The 23,139-nt window shown below is 62.1% G+C and carries 20 protein-coding genes; 5 read left to right on the forward strand and 15 right to left on the reverse strand.

Annotated features, from left to right (window positions below):
- Together EOB59_RS36505 and EOB59_RS21010 are read left to right on the forward strand one after the other, a co-directional pair.
- A partial coding sequence (locus EOB59_RS36505; protein WP_245486690.1) for a DUF680 domain-containing protein occupies positions 1-85 on the forward strand: 85 nt, incomplete at its 5' end.
- 67 nt (positions 86-152) lie between these two features.
- Positions 153-389, forward strand: a complete 237-nt coding sequence (locus EOB59_RS21010; protein WP_128289142.1) for a DUF680 domain-containing protein — start codon at positions 153-155, stop codon at positions 387-389.
- A gap of 76 nt (positions 390-465) precedes the next feature.
- On the opposite strand, the gene ugpC is transcribed toward EOB59_RS21010, so the two are convergent.
- The 5 genes from ugpC to EOB59_RS21035 form a co-directional block, all read right to left on the reverse strand.
- Positions 466-1,578 (reverse strand): sn-glycerol-3-phosphate ABC transporter ATP-binding protein UgpC, encoded by a 1,113-nt coding sequence (gene ugpC, locus EOB59_RS21015; protein WP_128289143.1) that lies wholly within the window; start codon positions 1,576-1,578, stop codon positions 466-468.
- Between the two features lie 24 nt (positions 1,579-1,602).
- Positions 1,603-3,267: an alpha-glucosidase family protein gene (locus EOB59_RS21020; RefSeq protein WP_128289144.1), complete on the reverse strand. Its 1,665-nt coding sequence runs from the start codon at positions 3,265-3,267 to the stop codon at positions 1,603-1,605.
- Between the two features lie 4 nt (positions 3,268-3,271).
- A complete protein-coding gene (locus EOB59_RS21025) occupies positions 3,272-4,426 on the reverse strand; it encodes a carbohydrate ABC transporter permease (RefSeq protein ID WP_127808233.1) in 1,155 nt (384 codons plus the stop codon).
- A 1-nt stretch (position 4,427) separates the two neighbouring features.
- Positions 4,428-5,441 carry a sugar ABC transporter permease gene (locus EOB59_RS21030; RefSeq protein WP_127808232.1) on the reverse strand — a complete coding sequence of 338 codons (1,014 nt, stop codon included), beginning with the start codon at positions 5,439-5,441 and terminating at the stop codon, positions 4,428-4,430.
- Positions 5,442-5,669: 228 nt separating this feature from the next.
- Positions 5,670-7,025 carry an ABC transporter substrate-binding protein gene (locus EOB59_RS21035; protein WP_127267791.1) on the reverse strand — a complete coding sequence of 452 codons (1,356 nt, stop codon included), beginning with the start codon at positions 7,023-7,025 and terminating at the stop codon, positions 5,670-5,672.
- A 363-nt stretch (positions 7,026-7,388) separates the two neighbouring features.
- On the opposite strand from EOB59_RS21035, the gene EOB59_RS21040 reads away from it, so the two are divergent.
- The 3 genes from EOB59_RS21040 (at position 7,389) to EOB59_RS21050 (ending at position 9,748) form a co-directional block, all read left to right on the forward strand.
- Positions 7,389-8,411 carry a substrate-binding domain-containing protein gene (locus tag EOB59_RS21040; RefSeq protein ID WP_127808231.1) on the forward strand — a complete coding sequence of 341 codons (1,023 nt, stop codon included), beginning with the start codon at positions 7,389-7,391 and terminating at the stop codon, positions 8,409-8,411.
- A gap of 214 nt (positions 8,412-8,625) precedes the next feature.
- A complete protein-coding gene (locus tag EOB59_RS21045) occupies positions 8,626-9,216 on the forward strand; it encodes an ankyrin repeat domain-containing protein (RefSeq protein WP_127320823.1) in 591 nt (196 codons plus the stop codon).
- 13 nt (positions 9,217-9,229) lie between these two features.
- Entirely contained in the window at positions 9,230-9,748 is a 519-nt protein-coding gene (locus tag EOB59_RS21050) for a YHS domain-containing (seleno)protein (RefSeq protein WP_127320817.1), read from the forward strand.
- Positions 9,749-9,759: 11 nt separating this feature from the next.
- Here the strand turns inward: EOB59_RS21050 and EOB59_RS21055 are convergent, their stop codons facing one another.
- The 10 genes from EOB59_RS21055 to EOB59_RS21100 form a co-directional block, all read right to left on the reverse strand.
- Positions 9,760-11,955: an adenylate/guanylate cyclase domain-containing protein gene (locus EOB59_RS21055; protein ID WP_127808230.1), complete on the reverse strand. Its 2,196-nt coding sequence runs from the start codon at positions 11,953-11,955 to the stop codon at positions 9,760-9,762.
- Positions 11,956-12,455: 500 nt separating this feature from the next.
- The gene (locus EOB59_RS21060) at positions 12,456-13,886 is read right to left on the reverse strand and encodes a S8 family serine peptidase (RefSeq protein WP_127808229.1); all 1,431 of its coding nucleotides are present in this window, start codon (positions 13,884-13,886) and stop codon (positions 12,456-12,458) included.
- Positions 13,876-14,544 (reverse strand): anti-sigma factor, encoded by a 669-nt coding sequence (locus EOB59_RS21065; protein WP_127808228.1) that lies wholly within the window; start codon positions 14,542-14,544, stop codon positions 13,876-13,878. Before EOB59_RS21065 ends, EOB59_RS21060 begins: the two co-directional genes overlap by 11 nt.
- On the reverse strand, positions 14,541-15,107 hold the full coding sequence (locus EOB59_RS21070) for a sigma-70 family RNA polymerase sigma factor (RefSeq protein WP_127268161.1): 567 nt from the start codon (positions 15,105-15,107) through the stop codon (positions 14,541-14,543). The genes EOB59_RS21065 and EOB59_RS21070 overlap by 4 nt, the downstream gene beginning before the upstream one ends.
- Before the next feature lie 168 nt (positions 15,108-15,275).
- Positions 15,276-16,127 carry an alkaline phosphatase family protein gene (locus tag EOB59_RS21075; protein ID WP_164895706.1) on the reverse strand — a complete coding sequence of 284 codons (852 nt, stop codon included), beginning with the start codon at positions 16,125-16,127 and terminating at the stop codon, positions 15,276-15,278.
- An 86-nt stretch (positions 16,128-16,213) separates the two neighbouring features.
- Complete coding sequence (locus EOB59_RS21080; protein ID WP_127268159.1) at positions 16,214-17,803, reverse strand: ABC transporter substrate-binding protein; 1,590 nt, start codon at positions 17,801-17,803, stop codon at positions 16,214-16,216.
- Positions 17,804-17,985: 182 nt separating this feature from the next.
- On the reverse strand, positions 17,986-19,641 hold the full coding sequence (locus EOB59_RS21085) for an ABC transporter ATP-binding protein (RefSeq protein ID WP_127808227.1): 1,656 nt from the start codon (positions 19,639-19,641) through the stop codon (positions 17,986-17,988).
- Positions 19,641-20,465 carry an ABC transporter permease gene (locus EOB59_RS21090; protein WP_127268157.1) on the reverse strand — a complete coding sequence of 275 codons (825 nt, stop codon included), beginning with the start codon at positions 20,463-20,465 and terminating at the stop codon, positions 19,641-19,643. Before EOB59_RS21090 ends, EOB59_RS21085 begins: the two co-directional genes overlap by 1 nt.
- Positions 20,466-20,474: 9 nt before the next feature.
- Positions 20,475-21,434: an ABC transporter permease gene (locus tag EOB59_RS21095; protein ID WP_127268156.1), complete on the reverse strand. Its 960-nt coding sequence runs from the start codon at positions 21,432-21,434 to the stop codon at positions 20,475-20,477.
- Between the two features lie 15 nt (positions 21,435-21,449).
- The gene (locus EOB59_RS21100; RefSeq protein ID WP_128289146.1) at positions 21,450-23,036 is read right to left on the reverse strand and encodes an ABC transporter substrate-binding protein; all 1,587 of its coding nucleotides are present in this window, start codon (positions 23,034-23,036) and stop codon (positions 21,450-21,452) included.
- Positions 23,037-23,139: the final 103 nt, after the last annotated feature.

The following is a 23,139-nucleotide window of genomic DNA, read 5'->3' on the forward strand; positions in this document are numbered from 1 at the left end:
GTCGTACACGGCTTCCACCAAGACCTCGGAACCGGCTGCCCAGACACCCGCTCAGGGCAGCGACCGTAACCTCTTCGGTCGCTAAAACCAATTTCGCAAGCGACGGCAGCTGTGTCTGCCGTCTGGCGAAATCCAGAATTCAGGAGACTAAAATGAACAAGATCCTTATTGCTGCCGCCGCCGTTCTGGCCATCACCGGCAGTGCCTTCGCCGGCAGCGACAACTTTGGCTCCAACGGCGCCAACCAGCCTGCGGTTACTTCGGTTGACAGCGCGCATACGAACTCGGTCCGCAACAGCGGTGGCCTCGTCGAGAAGCTGCTCAATTCGTCGGGCGACGTAGAGAAGTCCGCTCCTCAGGGCAGCGACCGGAATCTCTTCGGCCGTTAACAGTCGAAGCTGATCTTCAAAAAAAGAGCGGCGGGCCTGGCCCGCTGCTCTTTTTTGTCCAAGACGCGGTTCTGCCTCAGGCCGCCTTCGCTTCAGCCTCATGAAGGGCAAACGACCGTCCGTCAGCGTCGAAGAGATGCAGGTCCTCGCCATTGGCGCTCAGCCGCAATGTCGAACCGCGCTTGACCTCAACATTGCCGGGCAGCTTGGTCACCAGCGGGAGGTCGGCGCGACCGATGTCGACATAGACCAGCTGAACCTCGCCGAGCTGCTCGACATAGTCGACCGTCCCCTCGAACAGATAGTCCGCGCCGCTGGCGATGATCAGGTCCTCCGGCCGCACGCCGAAACTAACCGCAGCGCCCTTCGCCGAAGCCGGCGTCGCGATCGGCACGGTCGCCTTGCGTCCGCCGACATGGCTGACGACGGTCGGGTTTCCGGTCTTGTCGATGGTCGCGGGCAGGATGTTCATGGCTGGCGAGCCGATGAACTGGGCAACGAACAGATTGCCGGGCTTCTTGTATAGATCCATCGGCGTGCCGACCTGCTCGATATGGCCGTCCTTGAGCACCACGATGCGGTCGGCGAGCGTCATCGCCTCGACCTGGTCGTGGGTGACGTAGATCATGGTCGTGTTGGGCATCGATTCCTTGAGCTTGGCGATTTCGATGCGGGTGGCGACTCGCAGCGCCGCATCAAGGTTCGAAAGCGGCTCGTCGAACAGGAACACCTTCGGATTGCGCACGATGGCCCGGCCGATGGCGACGCGCTGGCGCTGGCCGCCCGACATCGCCTTGGGCAGGCGGTCGAGATATTTGGTCAGCTGCAGGATCTCGGCGGCCTGACGCACGCGGCGGTCGATCTCGGCCTTGTTCTCTTTGCCGATCTTCATCGAGAACGCCATGTTGTCGTAGACGGTCATGTGCGGGTAGAGCGCGTAGGACTGGAACACCATGGCGATGCCGCGCTTCGACGGCGGCACGTCGTTCACCACTTCGCCGGCTATTCTAAGCTCGCCGGAGGTGATTTCCTCGAGCCCGGCGATCGATCTCAGCAATGTCGACTTGCCGCAGCCCGACGGGCCGACGAAGACGATGAACTCGCCCGATTTAATATCGAGGTCGATGCCGTGGAGAATGTTCAGATTGCCGTAGGACTTCTTCACTTGTCTTAGCGTGACATCGGCCATTTGGTTTCCTCCAGTGATTGGAATTCAGTCGAGACGCCCGAACCAGGCGCCGTAGCCGCCAAGCTCGATGGAACCGCTGTTCGCCTGCCCCGAAAATCCGTGCCCGGGCAGAGGTTGCAGCGATCGGCCGCCAAGGTCAACCTTGGCCGGCCCGGCTCCCAGATTGAAGACGCAGACGATCTGCTCGTTGCCTGCGCGGCGCGTGAAGGCGACGGTGTCGCCCTCACTTTCGATGAAGGTGATGTCGCCCTTGGCGAGCGCCGGATGGGCACGCCGGAAGGTGAGAAAGCGCCGGTAGTGCTCGAGCAGCGAAGCCTCGTCGCCCTGCTGGACATTGACCGCTTGCGCCAGATGCTTGGCCGGCACCGGCAGCCAGGGCTTTGCCTGGGAGAAGCCGCCATTCTTGGCGCTGCCATCCCACACCATTGGCGTGCGGCAGCCGTCGCGGCCCTTGAATTCCGGCCAGAAGCGGATGCCATAGGGATCCTGCAGATCCTCGAACCGCAGCTCTGCCTCACCGAGCCCAAGCTCCTCGCCCTGGTAGATGCAGACCGAACCGCGCAACGACATCAGCAGCGCCGAGATGACCTTGAGGTAGGCGGTCGGGTCGGCCTCATTGGCGGCCCAGCGCGAGGCCGGGCGCATCACGTCGTGGTTGGAGAAGGCCCAGCACGACCAGCCGTCGATGGCGACTTTGCCGAAGGATTCCAGCACCGAGCGGACCTTGCCCGCGCTGATCTTTTCCGGCGCCAGGAAATCGAAGGAGTAGCACATGTGCACGCGCTTGCCGCCTGCGGTGTAGGCGGCAACCACTTCAAGCCCGCGCTGCGAATCGCCGACCTCGCCGACCGCTGCGGTTGCCGGATACTCATCGAGCAGGGCACGGAACCGTTCGAGGAAGCCGAGGTTCTCGGGCCGGCTCTTGTCGTAGAGATGGTCCTGGTAGTTGTAGGGGTTGACCGCCGGCGCGGTCTGGTCGTTGCGCTCTTCCGGCGGCAGCGGCGGATTGTTTTCCAGACCTTGGCTGTGGAAGTAGAAATTGATGGTATCGAGCCGGAAACCATCGACGCCGCGTTCCAGCCAGAAGCGGGTGACGTCGAGCAATGCGTCCTGGACTTCGTGGTTGTGAAAGTTGAGGTCGGGCTGTTCGGCCAGGAAATTGTGCATGTAATATTGCTGGCGGCTGGTGTCCCATTGCCACGCCGAGCCGCCGAAGATCGACAGCCAGTTGTTGGGCGGTGTGCCGTCCGGCCTGGCGTCTGCCCAGACGTACCAATCGGCTTTCGGGTTGCTGCGGCTCGACCGGCTTTCCTTGAACCATGGATGGTTGTCGGCGGTGTGCGACAGCACCTCGTCGATCATCACCTTCAAGCCCAGCCTGTGTGCCTCGGCGGTCAGCGCGTCGAAGTCGGCCAGCGTGCCGAACATCGGATCGACATCGCAGTAATCCGACACGTCATAGCCGAAATCCTTCATCGGCGACTTGAAGAACGGCGAAATCCAGATGGCATCCGCGCCGAGTGCGGCGATGTAGGGGAGGCGGCCTATGATGCCCTTGAGATCGCCGATGCCGTCGCCATTCGAGTCTTGGTAGCTGCGCGGATAGATCTGGTAGATCACCGCGCCCCGCCACCAGTCGCGATCGATGGCGAGGTCAGGCTTCGAGCTGGCCTTCAAAGCGGATTGCATCGTCTCAGCCTCCTTTCACCGAGCCGGCAAGCAGCCCGCGGACAAAATAGCGCTGCAGCGAGAAGAACACGATCAGCGGCACAATGATGGTCACGAAAGCCGATGTCGTCAGAATCTCCCAGTCGCCGCCGCGCGAGCCCAACAGCGCGTTGAGTTTGGCGGTCAGCACGATCTGGTCTGCCTCTGTACCGAGGAAAACCATCGCCACCAGCAGATCGTTCCATACCCACAGGAACTGGAAGATGGCAAATGAAGCCAGCACCGGGAACGACAGCGGCAAGACGATCTTGACGAAGATCTCGAAATCGCTGGCGCCGTCGATGCGCGCCGATTCCATGATTTCGCGCGGCAGGCCGGCAATGTAGCTGCGCAGCAGGTAGATGGCGAAGGGCAGGCCGAAGCCGGTATGCGCCAGCCAGATGCCGAGATAGGTCTTCGACGGCATGCCGAAGAAAGCGCCGACGCCGTTGTAGAGCTTCAACAGCGGGATCAGCGACATCTGCAATGGCACCACCAGCAAGCCGATGATGACGGCGATCAGCAGCGCCCGGCCGGGAAACCGCATCCAGGCCAGCGCATAGGCGGCAAAGGCGGCGATCAGGATCGGGATGACGGTAGCCGGAATGGTGACGGTCAGAGAATTCATGAATGACCGTCCGATGCCTTCGGAGAACAGCACGGTTCTGTAATTGTCGGTGGTGAATTTCGGCGGCGCCGACGAAGCATAATAGACGCGCTGGCCGCGATCGCCTTCGAACGCTTTCGGGGACTGCATGATGAAGCTGCCGTCGGCATTGAGCTGCAAGGTCATGCCGTCGCCGAGATCGGCTGTGGTGCCGGCGGGATATTGCGTCGGTGCCGCCGATTTGACTCCGAAGGCGCTGATGTCGCGCTTGGCGCCGTCGCCGAAGATATTGCCTTCGAGGACGAACTTGCCGTCCTTCTCGACTTGCGCCGAGGCGGGCGGCAGCCGGCCGGCTTCCGTCTGGGTGGAACTGGCGAACGAGTTCCACCAGCCCGAGGCGATGATCTGGTTCTTGTCGCGCAGCGACGAAACCAGGATGCCGAGCGTCGGTATGGTCCAGATTGCGACGAAGATGAGCACGGCGATGTGGACGCCAAAGCGGCTGGCGAAGGAATTTCCGGTCGCGACGGCCATCTCAATGTTCTCCCGTCTCTTTGTTCGCCTGGCGGATGTTCCAGACCATGATCGGGATGACGGCAATCATGATGATGATGGCGATGGTGGCGCCGCGGCCGAAATCGCCGCCGCCGCGGAACATCCAGTCGAACATCAGATTGGCCAGCACCTGGCTGTTCCACTGGCCGTTGGTCATGGTCAGCACGATGTCGAACACTTTGAGCACCAGAATGGTGATCGTGGTCCAGACCACGGCGATGGTGCCCCAGATCTGCGGCACCATGATCTTCCAGAAGATCTGGAACGGATTGGCGCCGTCGATGACGGCGGCTTCCAGCGTTTCTTCGGGAATGCCGCGCAGGGCGGAAGACAGGATGACCATGGCAAAGCCGGTCTGAATCCAGATCAGGATGATCATCAGGAAGAAATTGTTCCAAAACGGCAGCGATATCCAGACCTGCGGTTGGCCGCCGAAATGCTGGATGATGGCGTTGAGGATGCCGATCTGGGTCTGGCCCTCGCCCCGATACTCGTAGATGAATTTCCAGATCACGCTGGCGCCGACGAAGGAGATCGCCAGCGGCAGGAAGATCAGGCTCTTGGCGATCGTGCCCCACCAGATCTTGTCGGTGAGCACGGCGATGATCAGCCCTAGGAACGTGCAGGCGGCGGGCACGACCGCCAGCCAGATGATGTTGTTGAGGATCGAGTTGCGGAACTCGCGATCGCCGAACGCCCATTCATAGTTCGCCAGGCCGACGAAATTGATGCCGCCGCGATCGAGGAACGACAGCCGCAGCGTCTCGACCACCGGGTAGATCAGGTAGATGGTGAGGATAATCATCGCCGGACCGACGAACAGCCATGGCCTGACCAGCCCTTGCCGGCGCAGATTGTCGATGGCCGCGGCACCGGCGACGCCGCGTGACGGGAATATCAGGTCGACCAGTTTGTTGGCGCCCCAGAAATAGGCGACGCAACCGCCGACGCCGACGATGATGACTGTTATGGCCGAGAAAATCTGAGCCGCCATGGGTCCCTCTCCCCCTGCGCATGACCCGACAAGGAATGACCTTGGTGACGGGGACCAGGCGCCGATTCAGTTGTTTGGAGCGCGTCATCGGCGGCTTGCGCACATTGCCGATCGCGCTTCATGTCAATGCGCTCATGACGAAAGGCTGCGGCACGGGCCGCCGTCGGATCCGGGCCAGTACGGTCCGGATCCAGTGCGAGAATGGTTGGTCGTCTACGTGCCAGCCGTCTACTTGATGGCGTCCCAGCTCTTCTGGATGTCGGTGGCGACGTCCTGCGCCGACTTGCCGCCGACCAGGTCGATCATGCCGGTCCAGAAGGCGCCGGCGCCGATCTTGCCCGGCATCAGGTCGGAACCGTCGAAGCGGAAAGTCGAGGCATTGGCGAGGATTTCGCCCTGCTTCTTCAGCGCGTCGCTGGCATAGGCATCCTTGTTGACCGACTTGAGCGGCGTCACGAAGCCGCCTTCGGCCATCCAGATCTCGTGGGCGAGCGGCATCTTCAGGAATTCGATGAACGCGCGCGCACTCTTGCTGTCCTTGGTGATCATCGCCAGCGTACCGGCGCCGAGCACGGGCGTGCCCAGTTCAGGCTTGGAGGCATAGGGGGGGAAGTAGAAGAAGTCCGCGTCCTGGCCGACCTTGGTGCCTTCCGGGAAGAAGGTCGGAATGAACGATGCCTGGTGGTGCAGGTAGCATTTCGGCGGCACCGAAAAGAGGCCCTTCGGGCTGTCGCGGAAGTCGGTCGCCGCAACCGCCTTGGCGCCGCCGTCGACCATCTTGTCGTCGGTCGCGATCTTGCCGAAAATGTCGATGGCGTTGACCACCGCCGGATCGTTGAACGGGATCTCGTTCTTCACCCATTTGTCGTAGACCTCCGGAGGCTGGGTGCGCAGCATCAGGTCTTCGACCCAGTCAGTCGCCGGCCAGCCGGTGGCGCCGCCGGAGCCGAGGCCGATGCACCACGGCTTGCCGCCATCGGCGATGATCTTCTTTTCGAGATCGGCGAGTTCTTCCTGCGTCTTCGGCACCTTGTAGCCGGCTTCCTCGAAATTGTCCGGCGAGTACCAGACCAGCGACTTCACGTCGGCCTTGTAAGGGAAGGCGAAGAAGCCCGGCTTGCCGTCCTTGTCCTTGAAGGTGCCGAGATCGACCCATGACTGGCCGGCACCGTAATTGTCCTTGACCCATTTGGCGGTGTCGTCACCGAGCGGCGTCAAAAGGCCCTTCGACGCCAGGTCCTGAATGAGGCCCGGCTGCGGCAGCACGGCGATGTTCGGCGGGCTGCCGGCCTGCGTATCGATGACGATCTGCTGCTCGTAATTCTCCGAGGAGGAGTATTTGATCTCGACGCCGGTGGCTTCCGAGAAATAGTCGAGAACGCCGCGCACCAGGCCTTCGTCCTCGCCGCGCCACGGTCCGAAGATCGACAGCGTCTCACCCTTGAGGTCGACTTTCTTGAGCTCTTCGTAGTTCGCCCAGTTGAAGCGCTTGTCTTCGCCGGGCTTGAACTTCAGTTCGGCCTGCGCGGGCGCGTTCAGGGCGAACGTGGCAAACGCAGCACCCAGCAAAAGCATTTTCTTCATCGGTATTCCTCCCAGTGGGTCTCACACACCGGACGGAACCTCCATTCCGCCCGCCGACGCCGCAGGACTGTGACTCAGTCGGAAAGGAACCGCAACCTTTCGAAGAGTCTTCCAAAGCGCTTTGGCTTTTTCGATCACGCCATTGAATTGCTGGGAAGTCAAGAGGCCGGCGGATTAATCGATTTAGGTTCGCGCATTTGCGCCCCCGAAAGTGCGCTGCAACATACTATTATGGCGATGCAGCAGCAGTTTTTGTTTCAAACACGCCCGAACCGCGTCTATGGTTCGGCTTGGTATGGCTCGGCCCCGCTGGCACTTGGGTCGATTCAATTTAAAAGCGCTTTGAGGGAATGGAGACCTTTCGTGAACCTCAAGCAGCTCGCCCATATGCTGGCACTTTCGCAAACCACGGTAAGCCGTGCGCTGAACGGCTATCCCGAGGTCAACGAGGAGACGCGCAGGCGTGTCATGGATGCCGCCAAGCGCCATGGCTATCGTCCCAATCCGAGCGCGCGCCGGCTGGCGACCGGCAAGACCGGCATGATCGGCTATGTCCTGCCGACCGGTGCGTCGGTCGACATCGATCCGCATTTCGTCGAGTTCCTGTCCGGCCTTGGTGACTATGCCCGCTCGCACGAGCTTGACCTTGTGCTGTCGCCGGCCGACGCCGACGACCAGGAGACGACCTACCGGCGCATCGTCGCCAACCGGCAGGTCGACGCTGTTTATATCTCCTCTCCAAGGCCCGTTGACCGACGCGTGGCGCTGGTCAACACGCTCGGCATTCCCTTCATCGTCCATGGCCGCAGTGAGGGCTTCGACTTCGACTATGCTTTTACCGACATCGACAATGAGGGCGCCTTCCACGAGGCGGCCAGGCTGCTGATCCAGCTCGGTCATCGGCGGCTGGCGCTGATCAACGGTGACGACCGCGAGACCTTCGCCATCCATCGCGAACGCGGCGTGCGCCGGGCGCTCGCCGCGAGCGGACTGTCATTGAGCGAACGCCATGTCTGCTCGGTCGATATGACCGAGGAGAACGGCTATCGCGCCACCAGGCGTTTGCTGGAAGAGGACGACGCGCCGACGGCGATCGCCTGCTCCAGCCTGATCATGGCGCTGGGCGTCGTGCGCGCGGTGCGCGACCTCGGCCTGAGCATTCCCGGCGATGTCTCGCTGATCGCCCATGACGACGTCTTCCCCTGGCTGAGGCCGGAGAATTTCTCGGTGCCGCTGTCGACGACGCGTTCATCGATCCGTCTCGCCGGCGCCCGTGTCGCCGAGCGGCTGGCGGCGCGGATTTCAGGACTGGAGGAGGGGGCGCGAGGCGAGGTCTGGCCGGTCGACCTGGTGGTCCGGGGATCGGTGGCAGGGGCGCCTGGCTGAGGTCCGAACTTAATCACCTGTAGCGATCGCGCTCGACCCAAAGCCTACGTCCGTCTTCCACGACGCTAGTGGCCGCTACGCGCCTCAAGCCAGCCGTTGAAGTGGGCCACGTGACCGACCGGAAGCAGACATCCGGCCGCGCTGTCCCCCGGCATTTGCCCCGACGAGCCTAATGCAGCTTGAATAAGTCGAAGCTAATATGCTATTCTACATGATGCGCGGACTGCTGGCACTTACTATGCTGGTATTGGCGGCTACAAGAGTAGTCGCAGGTGAGCCGTTGTTCGACTCCATCACCGCCGGCGACAAGAATGCCGTGGAGCAAGCCTTGGCGGGCGGTGCCGACGTCGACAGCCGGGCACGCGACCAGGCAACGCTCCTCATCGCTGCTGCTCTCGACGATCAGCTTCCCATTGCGGAATTCCTGCTGAGCAAGGGCGCCGACGTCATGGCGCGCAATTCCGGTGGGTTTACCCCCCTCCACGCGGCTGCCTTTTCTGGAAGTCTCCCAGTCGCCAAGCTGTTGCTCGAACAGGGGGCGGTGCTCGAAGACTCGGCTAACAAGTCTGGGGTCACACCCTTGGTGATAGCGGGTGAGGAAAACCATGTAGAACTCGCAGAATTCCTCATTGCGCAAGGTGCGGATGTGAACCATGCCGAGGGTCATGGCTACATGCCGATTACCCGCGCGTTCTGGAAAGGCAATACCGACATCATAAAACTATTCAAACGGCATGGCGCGACGTGCCAGGCGAACGTCCTTGGCGAAGCGAACGCTGCGAAGTGCGAAGCTATCCACGATTGAACGGAGAACGCAGATGAACAGATCGACTAGACTGGTTTCCAATTCGGCGTCGGCAGTCATATGTGCGCTCACCTTGATGGCCGGTGCAGGCTCTGCCTTGGCCGACTCGGTGAATACCGGCTACTTCGGCGGAGTGGCGATCATGGGCTACGACACGGTCGCTTATTTCACCGATGGCAAGGCCGTGAAGGGTTCCGAAGACTTTTCCTATGAGTGGCTTGGCACGCCGTGGCATTTCGCCAGCAAGGAACACAAGGAAATGTTCATGAGCGAACCTGCCAAATACGCTCCTCAATACGGTGGTTACTGCGCGGGCGAGGTCGCACTCCACGAATCCGTCACCGTCAATGTCGATCCGGAAGCATTCAAGATCATCGATGGCAAGCTCTACTTGATCTACGACGAAGGGAACGCGGCCGCCTTTGCGGACAATGCCGATGATCTTGTTCCGAAGGGCGATGCAAAATGGCCGATCGTCGAAGCAAAGTTGGCAGTCGATGTGCCGGATTGGAACTTGATCAATAACCCCTGAGTCTTGCGAGCTCAATTCACTGTCACGAAGTGAAACACCATACCTGTATTGACATACGAATACCCGTTGCCGGCAGCGTCCCTGCGTCTGTAGACGGGACCACAGATGGGCCGCCCAAACATATTTTCGCTATGCTCACATAAGAGGTCGCGATCGACGTAGACCCTCTCGGTGAGCATTCGTGTCATCGTTCGGAAGACTGCCGTGCCGTCCTGTTCTATCTGCATAATGGCTGGAAGCCCGTCCGGTTCGAGGTTGCCTTTCAAGGTCTTGCCAACAACAAAAGATGCGATTTCCGCACCGTTCAACCGGTCCTGTTCGTCGGCGGTGAAGCCGAACGGCCATTCGGGAAGTCCTGCCAGACGGAGGGCGTCGATGAGCGGTGCCAAATCTTCAGCGTTGCGAAGATGGGCATAGTGATTCCGAAACGCGTCCAACGACCGCAGTCGAGCCAAGGATTCGGTCTTCGTCACCAGCCGGAGGCCGTCCGCAATCGCCGCTTTGGCGTCCTCTGTGCGGCCGGCGCGGGCATAGGCCGCTGCGAGCAGAATCCTCAGGCTGCCCGCCTCTGGAGCATCGTCGCGAGCGCGCTCGAGAGTCTCAATGGCTTTCCTGATGTCCCCGAGCAAAAGCAAGACAACCCCGACAACCTCCCGGTCTATCGGAGCCAGATTGGGATCAAGTTTCAATGCCGTCTCGACCGCCAATGCCGCTTTGTTATGGTTGCCGGCGAACAGCTGGATATAACCAACGGCAATTTCCGTCGCAGCGTCTCCGGAGCCTAATGCGACAGCACGCTCCGCCGAGGTGATCGCATCTTCATAGCGGCGATCCATGACCTGCATAATCCCGAGAACGGCGTAGGGCGATGAAAAATCCGAATCGAGCTCCAAAGCACGGCTTGCCTTCTCATATGCTCTCTTTCGCGCAAGCGCGCTCTGAATGATATCATCGGAGGCAGTCCGCCAAAGATAGACACTCAGCCGTGCGTCGGCGGCAAAGGCCTCGGCGAAGGTGGGGTCGAGCTTCTGCGCCTTCTCATACAGCGCAAGCGCCTCGCGCAATCCGTCGCCTCGACCGGTGCGCGCCTCCCGCTCCGCACGGAGGTAGGTATCATAGGCTTCGAGATTTGCAGTCGGCGGGCGTGCCATTCGCTCTCTCTCGGCTGCCGAAGCTTGGACGCCAAGCGCCTTGGCGATTTCCCGGCTCATCTCGTCCTGGACCGCAAACACGTCCGCGATGCCGCGATTGAACCGATTAGCCCATAGATTGTCGCCAGTGGCGATATCGATGAGCTGCGCGTTGAGGCGGATTTGATCGCCGGTCCGCCTCACGCTGCCGTCAACGACAAATTGCACGCCAAGGTCACGCCCAATATCTGCCAAAACGGGGGAGGTTCCTTTGTAGGCGAAGACGGAGTTACGGGCGATCACATCGAGCCCGGAAAGCTTCGCAAGATCGGTGATCAAATCTTCAGTGATGCCGTCGGCAAAATAGTCCTGGCCAGGATCGCCGCTCAGGTTCGTAAACGGCAGTACTGCAATGGAGGGCTTTTCGAGCGCGGAGAGTTTTTGCCATTGCCATGCAAAAATGCCTGCAAGCAAGACGACGAGCAGCGCTGCTACTCCTGCCAAAATCATGATGGGGGAACCTGGCCGGCTTGGCGCCGCTAAGATCTTCCCCGCGTCTCCGGGATCGAGCAGAACCCGATAGGCGCGAACCGAATCGGCGATATTTTTGAGGCGCTGCCCTCCGAGATCCGCAAAGCCGACATCCACTTTGTGCACCGCGTGATCGAACGCCGTCCCGGAGATGCAAACACCGCCTGGCTCGGCCATCGCTTCCAGGCGCGCCGCGATATTCACGCCATCTCCATAGATGTCGTCGCCCTCTACGATGACGTCGCCGAGATTGACGCCGATGCGAAACCGGAGCTGCCGGGCTTCGGGGATACCCTTGTTGCGGTCGACCATCCGGCGCTGGATCACAGCAGCACACTGGACGGCATCGACGACGCTGGCGAACTCGACGAGCGCGCCGTCGCCCATTAGCTTGATTATGCGGCCGTGGTGTTTCTTGATCTCGGGGTCGATCAGTTCGCGACGGCAGCTCTTCAGTCCCTCAAGCGTTCCTACCTCGTCCTCGCCCATGAGGCGGCTGTAACCAACCACGTCGGCAGCAAGTATTGCTGTAAGCCGTCGCTCCATACGTGCCCTGCGCCTTCCCTGGTCGGTCCAAGCGGCTTTGGCTCCAGCCTATTCTAGTCCTGCTTCGGACGCGAGTGTGCGCGACCGTGTTACGGCACAGCTAGAGGGGCGGTGTTACTCGGAATGGCAACGCGCCGGACCTTCCACCCACGAATCTGAACGGAATGCTCTCTCGACAAGATGTCCGCTTAGGTCATCAGCGCCGGCTTGGTTTGAGTGTCCGCTTTGGAGACGCCGAAATGCTCTGGGAATGACCGGAATGGGTCAGATCGCGTCGATGCTCCCCAAGTTCTGAAAGTCCGCTTCCACCCCTTTAACAGTTGAAAGCCGACCGTCAGCTTCCGGCCTCATCCCGGTCATTCGACAACGGTGGCGGATGACTGTTTCTGGTTAATGTAGTTGCTGCTCGGTGCCAGCCTCGGGCTTCCGCTGCCCACCCATCTCAGCCATTGACGGCAGTCACTTGATAGAGTTTTGACCCAAACCCACTTTGACTGACCTTATTCCCTCGCCGCCGCCCTGATGTCCAGCAGACCGTAGCCGAAATCATCGTCGCGTCCCTTGGGGCCGAGATCCCTGGCCGTCGCCGCGAGCGCCTTCTCGATGTCGTCGGCCGAGCGATCGGGCGCGGCATGGATGAGATTGGCGATGGCGCCGCTCACGATCGCCGCCGCAAACGAGGTGCCGGTGACCACGTCCGAACCGCCGCCGCTCGGCGCCACCATCTCGACGCCGGGCGCCGAGATGAAGACATAGGCGCCGCGATTGGCCTGCGGCATCAGCCCGTCCTTGGCATCAGTGGCGGTGACTGCGATGACACCATCGAAAGCCGCCGGATAGCCATAGGGCGCCTTCGGCCCGTTGTTGCCGGCTGCGGCGACCAGCACCATGCCGAGTGCGCGGGCATTGCGGCAGGCGACGCCGAGCAAATCGTTCTTCGGCCCGACGAAGCTCATATTGATGATGCGCACGTCCTGTTCCGCCGCCCAGTCGAGCGCCGACAGGATGACGTCCATGGTCGACTTGCCGCCCTCGAAGGCGCGGGCGTGATAGATCTTTGCGCCCGGCGCCATGCCTTCCAGCACGCCGACGCCGGCGATCAGCCCGTCGATCGACGTGCCGTGATCGCGCTTTTCGATCGGCACGTCGGGCATGGCGTCGAACTGCCCGGCAATGACGCCCGACAGCGCCGGGTTGGTGTCGTCGATGCCAGTGTCGATCACCGCGATGCGGACGTTTTCGCCACTCGCCTGCTTGGCATCGAGCGCGATACGATCGAACGCATAGTTGACGATGCCGGCGGCCTGCTGCAGCGAATAGACATGGTTGGGCTCGCGCCGCTGGGTGCGGCCGTCGGCGGCCAGTTGCGCCAGCACGACGCCGACGGGCCGGCCGTCGGGAATGCCGAAGCGCACCAGCGTGGTGCCAAGCAGAAGCGACTGGCGCTGCGAGCGCACCTGCAGGCCGAAGGAGGCGGCGATCTGCTGGACAGCGCCGGCATCGCCGTCGACGGTCACCAGCACCTCGTCGGGCACGAAATCGCCAACCACCGCGCGCGGCGGCTGAACGGCAATAAGATCGGTCGGCGAGACGATCGGGCCACCGGGCGGGGGGCCGGCTTGAGTATCGGCCGGCGGCGTTGCGGGCGCCGGCCGGGGCGTCGGTACCGGTGTTGGAGACGCCGCCGGGTTGGGAAACAGGTCGACGATCAGCGCCGGCAGGAAGACCGCGCCGGATTGGCCTGCGTCCGATCCGCTCTTTGTGTCATTGCCATCCTTGGCGCAATCGGCGCCCGCCGCGTTGGTCCCGTTGCGGCAGTCGATTTTCGTCTGGTCTGGATTGGGGTCGTTGGTCTGCGCCGACGCGGGCACGACGATTGCCATCGCCGTCGCAAGCACTGCCGCAAATCGAATGACCGCCTCAGCCGCCATCAACGGGTTTCCTTCCCTCGATCACAGTTTCCGTGAAAGCCTGGGCGGCAACAAGGCCGATTTGCTTGTTGTAGTCGGCAGCTGTCGCGGCCGGAATGCCAAGCCGGAACACGCCGTCGGCGGTCGGTCCGCCGATGATCTTCAGCCCGTTGCTGCCGAGGAAGGCGGAAATGTCCGACATCTTGGCATCCGGCTTGAACTTGACCAGGGCGAACGGCATTTTCGCCGGATCGTCTTGCGCGCCGGCAATCTCGAAATCATTGCCCTTGCCGCCGGGTTCGACAAACGACTGCACCATGACCAGAGCCAGCAGAACCGCGGCTGCCGCCCAGGCGACACCGACCGGCACCGCCATGAAGCGGCCCCAGGCCTGCGCCAGCCAGGACGATCCTGCCGGCTTGCGCGCAGGCCCGGCCTCGGCGTCGAGTGCCTTGGCAAAGCGGCTGAGCGCATCGGCCGGCGGCCGGATTGCTTCGTTGGCGGCCGTGGCGCCGGAGAATTCGGCTTCAGCCTCGCCAAGGGCGGCAAGTGCGGCCGGATCGCTGGCCAGCCACTCCTCGACCGCTTCCAGGTCGGAACCTTCCAGCGAGCCGTTCAGGTAGAATGGCAGCAGCGTTTCCATTTCGTCGCGGCGCGACATCTTTTCAGCGGCGCTCATGGCCACCCCCTGTCGTATCCGGCGGCCTTGAGGGCCTCGCCGAGTTTCTTGCGGGCGTAGAACATCCGGGTCTTGACGGTGGCGACCGGAATGTCGAGCACCTCGCCGATCTCGCTCACCGACTGTCCGTGATAATAGGCAAGATCGATGACCACGCGATGCTCTTCGGGCAAGGTGTCGACGAAGCGCCGCAGGGCGGCGGCCTTGTCTTCCTTCATGGTGACGACTTCCGGCGTGTCCGCGCCATCGGGCACCGCGGCGGCGGCCTCGTCGTCGATCCAGTCTTCCTTCTTCTTGCGCAGAAAGGACAGCGCCTTGAAACGGGCGATGCCGAGCAGCCATGTCGAGACTTCGGAACGCCCTTCGAAGCCGGGCGCCTGGCGCCATAGCTCGAGGAAGACTTCGTTGGCGATATCGTCGGCCATCATTTCCGATCCCGTCTGGCGCGCCACGAAGCGGTAGACCCGCGCGTGGTGACGCATGAACAGGAGCCGCACGGCGGCACGGTCGCCCTTCGCGACCCGGTCGACGAGAGCGCGATCGGTCTCCGTCGCTGCCGTCATGGCCGGTCGAGCCGCCTGGCTCCTGTCTGCTCTGTCGCTGATCGGTCCAAAAAGGTTCATCCTCCGCCAAGGAATTTTGCGGAGGCTAACCGAAGTAAGGAAGTGTTGCCAGAGGCAGGGTCTTCCCTTCCCCCACAAGGGGGGAAGGGAAGAGTTCTGCGCGCCCGCTCACTCCAAGAAAGATTTAGCCTTCATCGTCTCCGGTATTGCCACACCCAGCCGGCTCAGCACTGTCGGCGCCAGCTGCAGCTGGTCGAGCAGCGTGTCGGCCTGCGGACCCTTACCTTGTCCAAAATAGTACAGCGCGAAATCCTGCATCTCGTCGTCATGGCCGCCATGATGGCCACGATCGGTCTGGCCGTGATCGGCGGTGACGATCACCTCATAGCCGGCTTCGATCCAGCGCGGCAGGAAGGCGGCCAGCATCCCGTCCATCGCATAGACGGCATGGTCCATCTCGTGGCAGTCGTGGCCGAAGCGGTGTCCCATCGAGTCCAGCGTGCAGGTGTGCAGGATGCCGTAGTCGATGCCATGGCGTTTCGTCAGCATCGTCAGCGTCGCGAACAGGTCGACATCGCTCGGCGTCATCTGGTTGCGAAGATTGTACCCGGTCATGGTGTGGAAGCGGCCATGCGTGATCGGCCCGCCTGGCTCGTCGAATTCCATGTCCTCGACCAGGTCGAACGGATAGCCGCGGAAGAATTCCGACCAGTAGGAATGGGTCACCGCCCCCGTCTTGCCGCCTGCCTTGCTGACTTCGGAGAAGATATCGGGCTGCTCGACGCGGAACCGGTTCTCGTTGGAGAGAATCCCGTGCACCTGCGGTGAGACCCCGGTGTGGATCGACGCATAGCAGCAGGCCGAGGTCGACGGCAGCACCGAGCGCATCTTCCAGACGCGCGCCTCGCCCGATTGCACCCAGCCTTCGAGATTGCCCATCAGCCGGCGCCAGTTCCGGTAAGGCACGCCGTCGAGGATGATCAGCAGAAGCTTGGACTTGAGCGCCACGGGCTGCTCCATGCGGTTGGCGGTTGAAACGGGAACGCCGTGTGCCGTCTTGGGCACACGGCGTTCTTGATAGATGAAATCGGACGATCAGAGTCCGCTCAAGCGTTGAGCCAGCACTCGGCAAGCGCGTAGCCGTCCATCATTTCGCCGATAGGGCTCTTGGCATAGCCGCCGATCTTGCTGGTGGCGGCCGCGTCGATGAACTGGTTGAAGAAGGGCACGATCAGCCCGCCTTCGTCACGCATCATAACTGCCATATCGTGGTAGATCGCCTGGCGCTTGGCCTGGTCGAGCTCGCCGCGCGCGGTAAACAGCATCTTGTCGAATTCCGGCCGCTTGAAGCGCGTGTCGTTCCAGTCGGCGGTCGAGACATAGCCGGTGGAATACATCTGGTCCTGCGTCGCGCGTCCGCCCCAGTAGGAGAGGGAGAAAGGCTGCTTGTTCCAGACCTCCGACCAGTAGCCGTCGCCGGGCTCGCGCTTGATCTCGATCTTGATGCCGGCTTTGGCGCAGGACTGCTGATAGAGCTGTGCGGCATCGACGGCGCCCGGGAAGGCGACGTCCGAGGTGCGCAGCACGATCGAGCCGCTGTGGCCCGATTTCTTATAGGCTGCCGCCGCCTTGTCCGGATCGAACTTGCGCTGCTCGATGTCGGCGGAAAACAGCGGATAGGCCTCGTTGATCGGGAAGTCGTTACCCACCGAGCCATAGCCGCGCAGGATCTTTTCCAGCATCTCGTCGCGGTCCATGGCAAGCTTCAGCGCCATCCGCAGATCGTTGCTGTCGAAGGGGGCGGTGTCGCAGAACATGTTGAACGGATAGTAGCCCTTGCCCGAGACGTTCTCGATGGAGACGCCCGCGATGCGCTTGACCAGATCGACGACCTTCGGCTCGACGCGGTTGATCATGTGCACCTGGCCGCCCTGCAGGGCGGCAAGCCGTGCGGTCGCGTCATTGATGACGATGATCTCGACCTGGTCGGCATGGCCGGCCTTGTCGCCCAGCCAGTAATTGGCGAAGCGCTCGCCGCCATGGCGCACGCCGGGCTGGTTGACGCTAACCTTATAGGGACCGGCGCTGATGCCGGCGTTCGGATCGTCCTTGCCGCCATTCGGCTGGATGGTGAGATGGTAGTCGGCCATCAGATAGGGGAAGTCGGCATCGGCGTCGCCGAGCGTGACGATGACCTCCTTGCCGCTCGCCTTGATCCCCTTGATGTTCTTGAGGATGCCGAGTGCTCCGGACTTGGACTTCTCGTCCGCATGGCGCTCAATGGTGGCAGCAACATCCTCCGCGCCGACCGTCTTGCCATTGTGGAACTCGATGCCGTCGCGGATCTTGATTGTCCATGTCTTGGCGTCGGCCGAGGCGCCAATCTCCTCGGCAATCAGGTTGACCAGCTTGTTGTCCGGGGTGAGGCGCACGAGATACTCGCCCCAAAGCTTGCCGAAGCTGAAGGTAACCTGGCTGAGGTTCAGCGCCGGATCGAGGCTGTTGGTGGATTCACCGCCCTGCAGACCGGCCTTGATGATACCGCCCTTCACCGCCGTCTGGGCAAATGCCTTGCCGGCCAGCGCCGGCATCAGGGCCGCCGATACGCCGAGCGCGGCGGCGCGCCCAAGAAAGGCGCGGCGCGATATCCGGCCTTGACCGGCGAGTTCGGCGAGATAATCGAGTTCAGTCTTCATGTCCTACCCCTGTTTTAAAAGTCGTGCGAGCAGCGCTCGTCCCGAAGGACGTTTGGCGCTCTTGTGTTGCATCCGGATGACGGTCGCCGGCGCCCCATGTGGCGGCTTGGTCTGGTGCAATTCCCAGGGGAAGCGCCATGCGCTTCTTCTGGGAGAACCGGTTCCAGTTTCCCCGAATTGCTTTAGTTGCCCGCGCTGGTCATGCGCCGTCCCTTGATTGCCTTTTCCAGCCAGCCGATTTCCATCTCTGGAACCGAGGAGAGCAGCAGGTCGGTGTAGGCGTCGAAGGGCGGGCTTAGCACCTGGCTCTTGGGGCCGTAGCGCACCACCTCGCCGCGATACATAACCGCGATCGAATCGGCGATCGACTTCACCGTGGCGAGGTCGTGCGTGATGAAGAGGTAGGCGACGTTCTCCTCCTTCTGCAAATCGAGCAGCAGCTTGAGGATGCCGTTGGCGACCAGCGGATCGAGCGCAGAGGTCACCTCGTCGCAGATGATCAGCTTCGGCTTGGCGGCAAGCGATCGGGCAATGCAGACACGCTGTTTCTGGCCGCCGGAAAGTTCGGCCGGATAGCGGTCGGAAAAGCCCTTGCCCATCTCGATCTTGTCGAGCAGTTCGGCGACGCGCCTGTCGCGCTCGCGGCCGCGTATGCCGAAATAGAATTCGAGCGGCCGGCCGATGATGGTGCCGACGGTCTGGCGCGGGTTCATCGCCACGTCGGCCATCTGGTAGATCATCTGCAACTGGCGCAAATCTTCCTTCGGCCGGTCGGCCAGCCGATTTGCCAGCGGACGCCCGTCGAAGGTGACGGTGCCCTGTTCGGGCGGCAGCAGGCCAGTGATGGCGCGTGCCAGCGTCGATTTGCCGGAGCCTGACTCGCCGACCACGGCCAGCGTCTGACCCGGATAGATGTCGACCGAGACGTTCTTCAGCACCTTGATGTCGCTGCGGCCATAGGCGGCGGTGACGTTCTTCACCGACAGGAATGGCGACGTGCCGGGTTTCTGCTCCTGATGCTCGATCTCATGCACCGAGACCAGCGCATTGGTGTATTCTTGGCGCGGCTCCTTGATGATCTGCCTTGTGCCGCCCCATTCGACCAGCCTTCCATGGCGCAGCACCATGATCTCGTCTGAGACCTGGGCGACGACGGCAAGGTCGTGGGTGATGTAGAGCGCAGCGACATGGGTGTCGCGGATGGCATCCTTGATCGCCGCCAGCACGTCGATCTGCGTCGTCACGTCGAGCGCCGTTGTCGGCTCGTCGAAGACGATCAGGTCCGGCTCGGAGCACAGCGCCATCGCCGTCATCACGCGCTGCAACTGGCCACCCGAAACCTGGTGCGGAAAGCGCTCGCCGATGGTTTCAGGGTTCGGCAGGCTGAGCTTCTTGAACAGCGCAACCGCGCGCTTCTCGGCCTCGGCCCGCGTTGCCGTACCGTGCAGCAGCGTGGCTTCCACCACCTGGTCCATCAGCCGGTGCGCCGGGTTGAAGGCGGCTGCCGCCGATTGCGCGACATAGCAGACCTCGCGGCCGCGTAATTTGCGGAAGCCGTCCTTGCCGCCCTTGAGGATGTCGCGGCCGTTCAGGATCACCTCGCCGCCGGTGATGCGCACGCCGCCGCGGCCATAGCCCATCGACGACAGGCCGATGGTCGACTTGCCGGCGCCGGACTCGCCGATCAGGCCGAGCACCTTGCCTTTTTCAAGCGTCAGCGAGACATCATGCACCAACACGATGTTCTTTGGCGGCTCGCCGGGCGGGAAGACGGTGGCTTCGATGCGCAGGTTGCGGATGTCGAGCAGCAGGCCTGATTTCGCTTTGGTGTCGGCCATCACCCGCGTCCTCCCTTGAGGCTGGTCGTCCGGTTGAGCACCCAGTCGGCAACCAGGTTGACGGAAATCGCCAACAGGGCGATCGCCGCCGCCGGGATAAGCGCGGCCGCGATGCCGAAGACGATGCCATCCTTGTTTTCCTTGACCATGCCGCCCCAGTCGGCGTCCGGTGGCTGCACGCCAAGGCCGAGGAACGACAGCGTCGACAGGAACAGCACGGCATAGATGAAGCGTAGGCCGAGTTCCGAAACCAGCGGCGACAATGCGTTGGGAAGGATCTCGCGGAAGATGATCCAGCCGCTGCCCTCACCACGCAGTTTCGCCGCCTCGACATAGTCCATGACGTTGATGTCGACGGCGACCGCGCGCGACAGGCGATAGACGCGGGTCGAATCCAGAATGCCCATCACCAGGATCAGCGTCACCAGATTGGTCGGCAGCACTGACAGCACGACGAGACCCATGATCAGCGTCGGGATCGACATCAGGAGATCGACGAGGCGCGACAGCAGCGTGTCGAACCAGCCGCCGAAGACGGCCGCCGAGAAGCCGAGGATGGCGCCGAGCGAGAATGACAGTGCGGTGGCCAGCACCGCGATGAACAAAGTGATGCGGGCGCCGTAGATCATGCGAGACAGAAGATCGCGGCCGAGATTGTCGGTGCCCAGCAAATGGGCAGCCGACATCGGTTCCCAGACGTCGCCGACGATTTCGCCATTGCCGTGCGGCGCGATCCAGGGGGCGAAGATCGCCGCCAGCACGAACAATGCCGTCAGCACGATCCCGATCAGCGCGGGGAGGGGGATGCGTTTGATATCGAGCATATCCGCCCCCTATTTCGGATGTCTGAGACGCGGATTGGCGACGATCGCCGCTATGTCCGCAATGATATTCAGGCTGATATAAACGGCGGCGAAGATCAGGCCGACCGCCTGCACCACCGGCACGTCGCGTTTGGTGACGTGGTCGACCAGATACTGCCCCATGCCCGGATAGACGAAGATCACCTCGACCACGACGACGCCGACGATCAGGTAGGCGAGGTTGAGCATGACGACGTTGATGATCGGCGCGATGGCATTGGGGAAGGCGTGCTTGCGGATGACGTTGAAGGCCGACAGGCCCTTCAGTTCCGCCGTCTCGACATAGGCCGACTGCATGACATTGAGGATCGCCGCGCGTGTCATGCGCATCATGTGGGCGAGCACGACCAGCGTCAGCGCTGCCGCCGGCAGAGCGATCGCCTGCATGCGCTCGCCAAAAGGCATGCCGTCATAGACGGTCGAGATGCCCGGGAAGATTTGCCATTTCACGGCGAAGAAATAGACCAGCACATAGCCGATGAAGAACTCGGGAAAGGAGGTCGAGGCCAGAGCCAGCCCGGAGATCAGCTTGTCGACCCAGCCATTGCGGTAGCGCACCGCGATCAGGCCGAGGATAATCGCTAGCGGCACCGCGACGACCGCTGCCCAGAAGGCGAGGAACAGCGTGTTCCACAGCCGGCCCTTGATCGACGTGGCGATATCCTGGCCGCTCGACATGGCGGTACCCAGGTCACCTGTCACCACCCCGCCGAGCCAACGGAAATACCTGATATAGGCCGGGTCGTTGAGGCCGAGCTGCTCGCGCAGATTGGCGAGCGACTCCGGTGTCGCCGATTGCCCAAGAATGGCTTGCGCGACATCGCCGGGCAGGATCTGCGTGCCGGCGAAAATCAGGACCGAAACGGCCAACAAGAGGAGAATGCCCAGCGCGATGCGCTGGGCAATCAGTTTCAGGATGGGTGAAGACATATCCGCAAAGCCGGCTCAGGCCTGCAGCCAGCACTTCGCCAAGGCGTAACCGTTCATCAGCTCCTGATGTGGATCGTCGACCCAGCCGTCGACCTTGGCGCCTGTTGCGTCGATGAACTGGTTGAACATCGGCAGGATCAGGCCGCCTTCGTCGCGGACCATGACAGCCATGTCGTGGTACATCGCCTTGCGCTTGGTCTCGTCAAGTTCGGCCCGGGCCGCCAGCACCATCTTGTCGAAATCCGGGCGCTTGAAACGCGTGTCGTTCCAGTCCGCCGTCGACAGATAGGCGGTCGAGTACATCTGGTCCTGCGTCGAGCGGCCGCCCCAGTAGGAGGCGCAGAAGGGCTGCTTGTTCCAGACTTCCGACCAGTAGCCGTCGCCCGGTTCGCGTTTGATCTCCAATTTGATGCCGGCCTTGGCCGCGCTCTGCTGATAGAGTTGCGCGGCATCCACGGCGCCGGGGAAGGCGACGTCGGAAGTCCGTAGCAGCACGGCCCCGTCATGGCCCGACTTCTTGAAGTGGAACTTGGCCTTGTCGGGATCGTATTTCCGTTGCTCGATATCGCTGAACAGCGGGTAGGAAGCGTTGATCGGGAAGTCGTTGCCGATCGAACCGTAGCCACGCAGGATCTTGTCGAGCATTTCTTCGCGGTCGATGGCCAGCTTGAGCGCCATGCGCAGATCGTTGTTGTCGAAGGGTGCGGTGTTGCAATGCGCGATGAAGACATAGTGGCCGGGACCCGCATGGTTGCGGATGGTGACGCCGGGCAGGCGCTTGATCAGGTCGACGATCTTTGGCTCGACGCGGTTGATCATGTTGACCTGGCCGCCTTGCAGGGCGGCGGTGCGCGCCGTCGCATCGTTGATGACGATGATCTCGATCTGGTCGGCGTGGCCCATCTTGTCGCCCTGCCAGTAATTGGCGAAACGCTCGCCGCCATGGCGCACGCCGGGCTCATTGGTCGTGACCTTGTAAGGACCGGCCGAGATGCCTGCGTCGGCCTTGTCCTTGCCGCCATTCGGTTGGACGATCAGGTGATAGTCGCTGAGCAAATAGGGCAGGTCGGCATTGGCTTCCTTCAGGGTCAGCACGACTTCCTTGCCGCTGGCCTTGATGGTCTCGATGCCCTTCATGTAGCCGAGCGCGCCGGATTTCGACTTCTCGTCGGAATGGCGCTCAAGTGTGGCGGCCACGTCCTCGGCGGTCACCGTCTTGCCGTTGTGGAATTCGACGCCGTCGCGGATCTTCAGCGTCCACACCTTGGCGTCGTCCGACGAGCCGATCTCCTCGGCGATACGATTCTCGAGCTTGCCTTCGGGCGAAAGCTCGACAATCAATTCGCCCCACATCTTGCCGAAGGCGAACGGCACCTGAGTCATGAACAGCGCCGGGTCGAGGCTGTTGGTGGATTCACCGCCGACTAGGCCGGCCTTCAGTGTGCCGCCCTTGACCGGACCCGCCGCGCGTGCAGCGCTTGAAAGCAGCGAGTTGGCGAAGGGCGCGGAGATACCGAGCGCCGCCGCCCGGCCGAGAAAATCACGACGGCTCAGTTTGCCCGACGCGACACGCCGGCTAAGAAATTCCAGTTGGTTCGACATTTTGAGTTCCTCACTCTGTTGGTTCGACTCTGCGGTCGTTTTTCTTGTTTCTTGTGAGGAGAATAATGACCGCAAGGGAAAGCGGTAAGCAAGACCGAATGCG

It is taken from the genome of Mesorhizobium sp. M7A.F.Ca.MR.176.00.0.0 (assembly GCF_004023165.1).
Classification (GTDB): domain Bacteria; phylum Pseudomonadota; class Alphaproteobacteria; order Rhizobiales; family Rhizobiaceae; genus Mesorhizobium.

Coding starts and splice junctions, on each gene's coding strand:
- EOB59_RS21010 (WP_128289142.1), top strand. CDS start 153: ATGAACAAGATCCTTATTGCTGCCGCCGCCGTTCTGGCCATCACCGGC.
- ugpC (WP_128289143.1), bottom strand. CDS start 1,578: ATGGCCGATGTCACGCTAAGACAAGTGAAGAAGTCCTACGGCAATCTG.
- EOB59_RS21020 (WP_128289144.1), bottom strand. CDS start 3,267: ATGCAATCCGCTTTGAAGGCCAGCTCGAAGCCTGACCTCGCCATCGAT.
- EOB59_RS21025 (WP_127808233.1), bottom strand. CDS start 4,426: ATGGCCGTCGCGACCGGAAATTCCTTCGCCAGCCGCTTTGGCGTCCAC.
- EOB59_RS21030 (WP_127808232.1), bottom strand. CDS start 5,441: ATGGCGGCTCAGATTTTCTCGGCCATAACAGTCATCATCGTCGGCGTC.
- EOB59_RS21035 (WP_127267791.1), bottom strand. CDS start 7,025: ATGAAGAAAATGCTTTTGCTGGGTGCTGCGTTTGCCACGTTCGCCCTG.
- EOB59_RS21045 (WP_127320823.1), top strand. CDS start 8,626: ATGCGCGGACTGCTGGCACTTACTATGCTGGTATTGGCGGCTACAAGA.
- EOB59_RS21050 (WP_127320817.1), top strand. CDS start 9,230: ATGAACAGATCGACTAGACTGGTTTCCAATTCGGCGTCGGCAGTCATA.
- EOB59_RS21055 (WP_127808230.1), bottom strand. CDS start 11,955: ATGGAGCGACGGCTTACAGCAATACTTGCTGCCGACGTGGTTGGTTAC.
- EOB59_RS21060 (WP_127808229.1), bottom strand. CDS start 13,886: ATGGCGGCTGAGGCGGTCATTCGATTTGCGGCAGTGCTTGCGACGGCG.
- EOB59_RS21065 (WP_127808228.1), bottom strand. CDS start 14,544: ATGAGCGCCGCTGAAAAGATGTCGCGCCGCGACGAAATGGAAACGCTG.
- EOB59_RS21070 (WP_127268161.1), bottom strand. CDS start 15,107: ATGACGGCAGCGACGGAGACCGATCGCGCTCTCGTCGACCGGGTCGCG.
- EOB59_RS21075 (WP_164895706.1), bottom strand. CDS start 16,127: ATGGAGCAGCCCGTGGCGCTCAAGTCCAAGCTTCTGCTGATCATCCTC.
- EOB59_RS21080 (WP_127268159.1), bottom strand. CDS start 17,803: ATGAAGACTGAACTCGATTATCTCGCCGAACTCGCCGGTCAAGGCCGG.
- EOB59_RS21085 (WP_127808227.1), bottom strand. CDS start 19,641: ATGGCCGACACCAAAGCGAAATCAGGCCTGCTGCTCGACATCCGCAAC.
- EOB59_RS21090 (WP_127268157.1), bottom strand. CDS start 20,465: ATGCTCGATATCAAACGCATCCCCCTCCCCGCGCTGATCGGGATCGTG.
- EOB59_RS21095 (WP_127268156.1), bottom strand. CDS start 21,434: ATGTCTTCACCCATCCTGAAACTGATTGCCCAGCGCATCGCGCTGGGC.
- EOB59_RS21100 (WP_128289146.1), bottom strand. CDS start 23,036: ATGTCGAACCAACTGGAATTTCTTAGCCGGCGTGTCGCGTCGGGCAAA.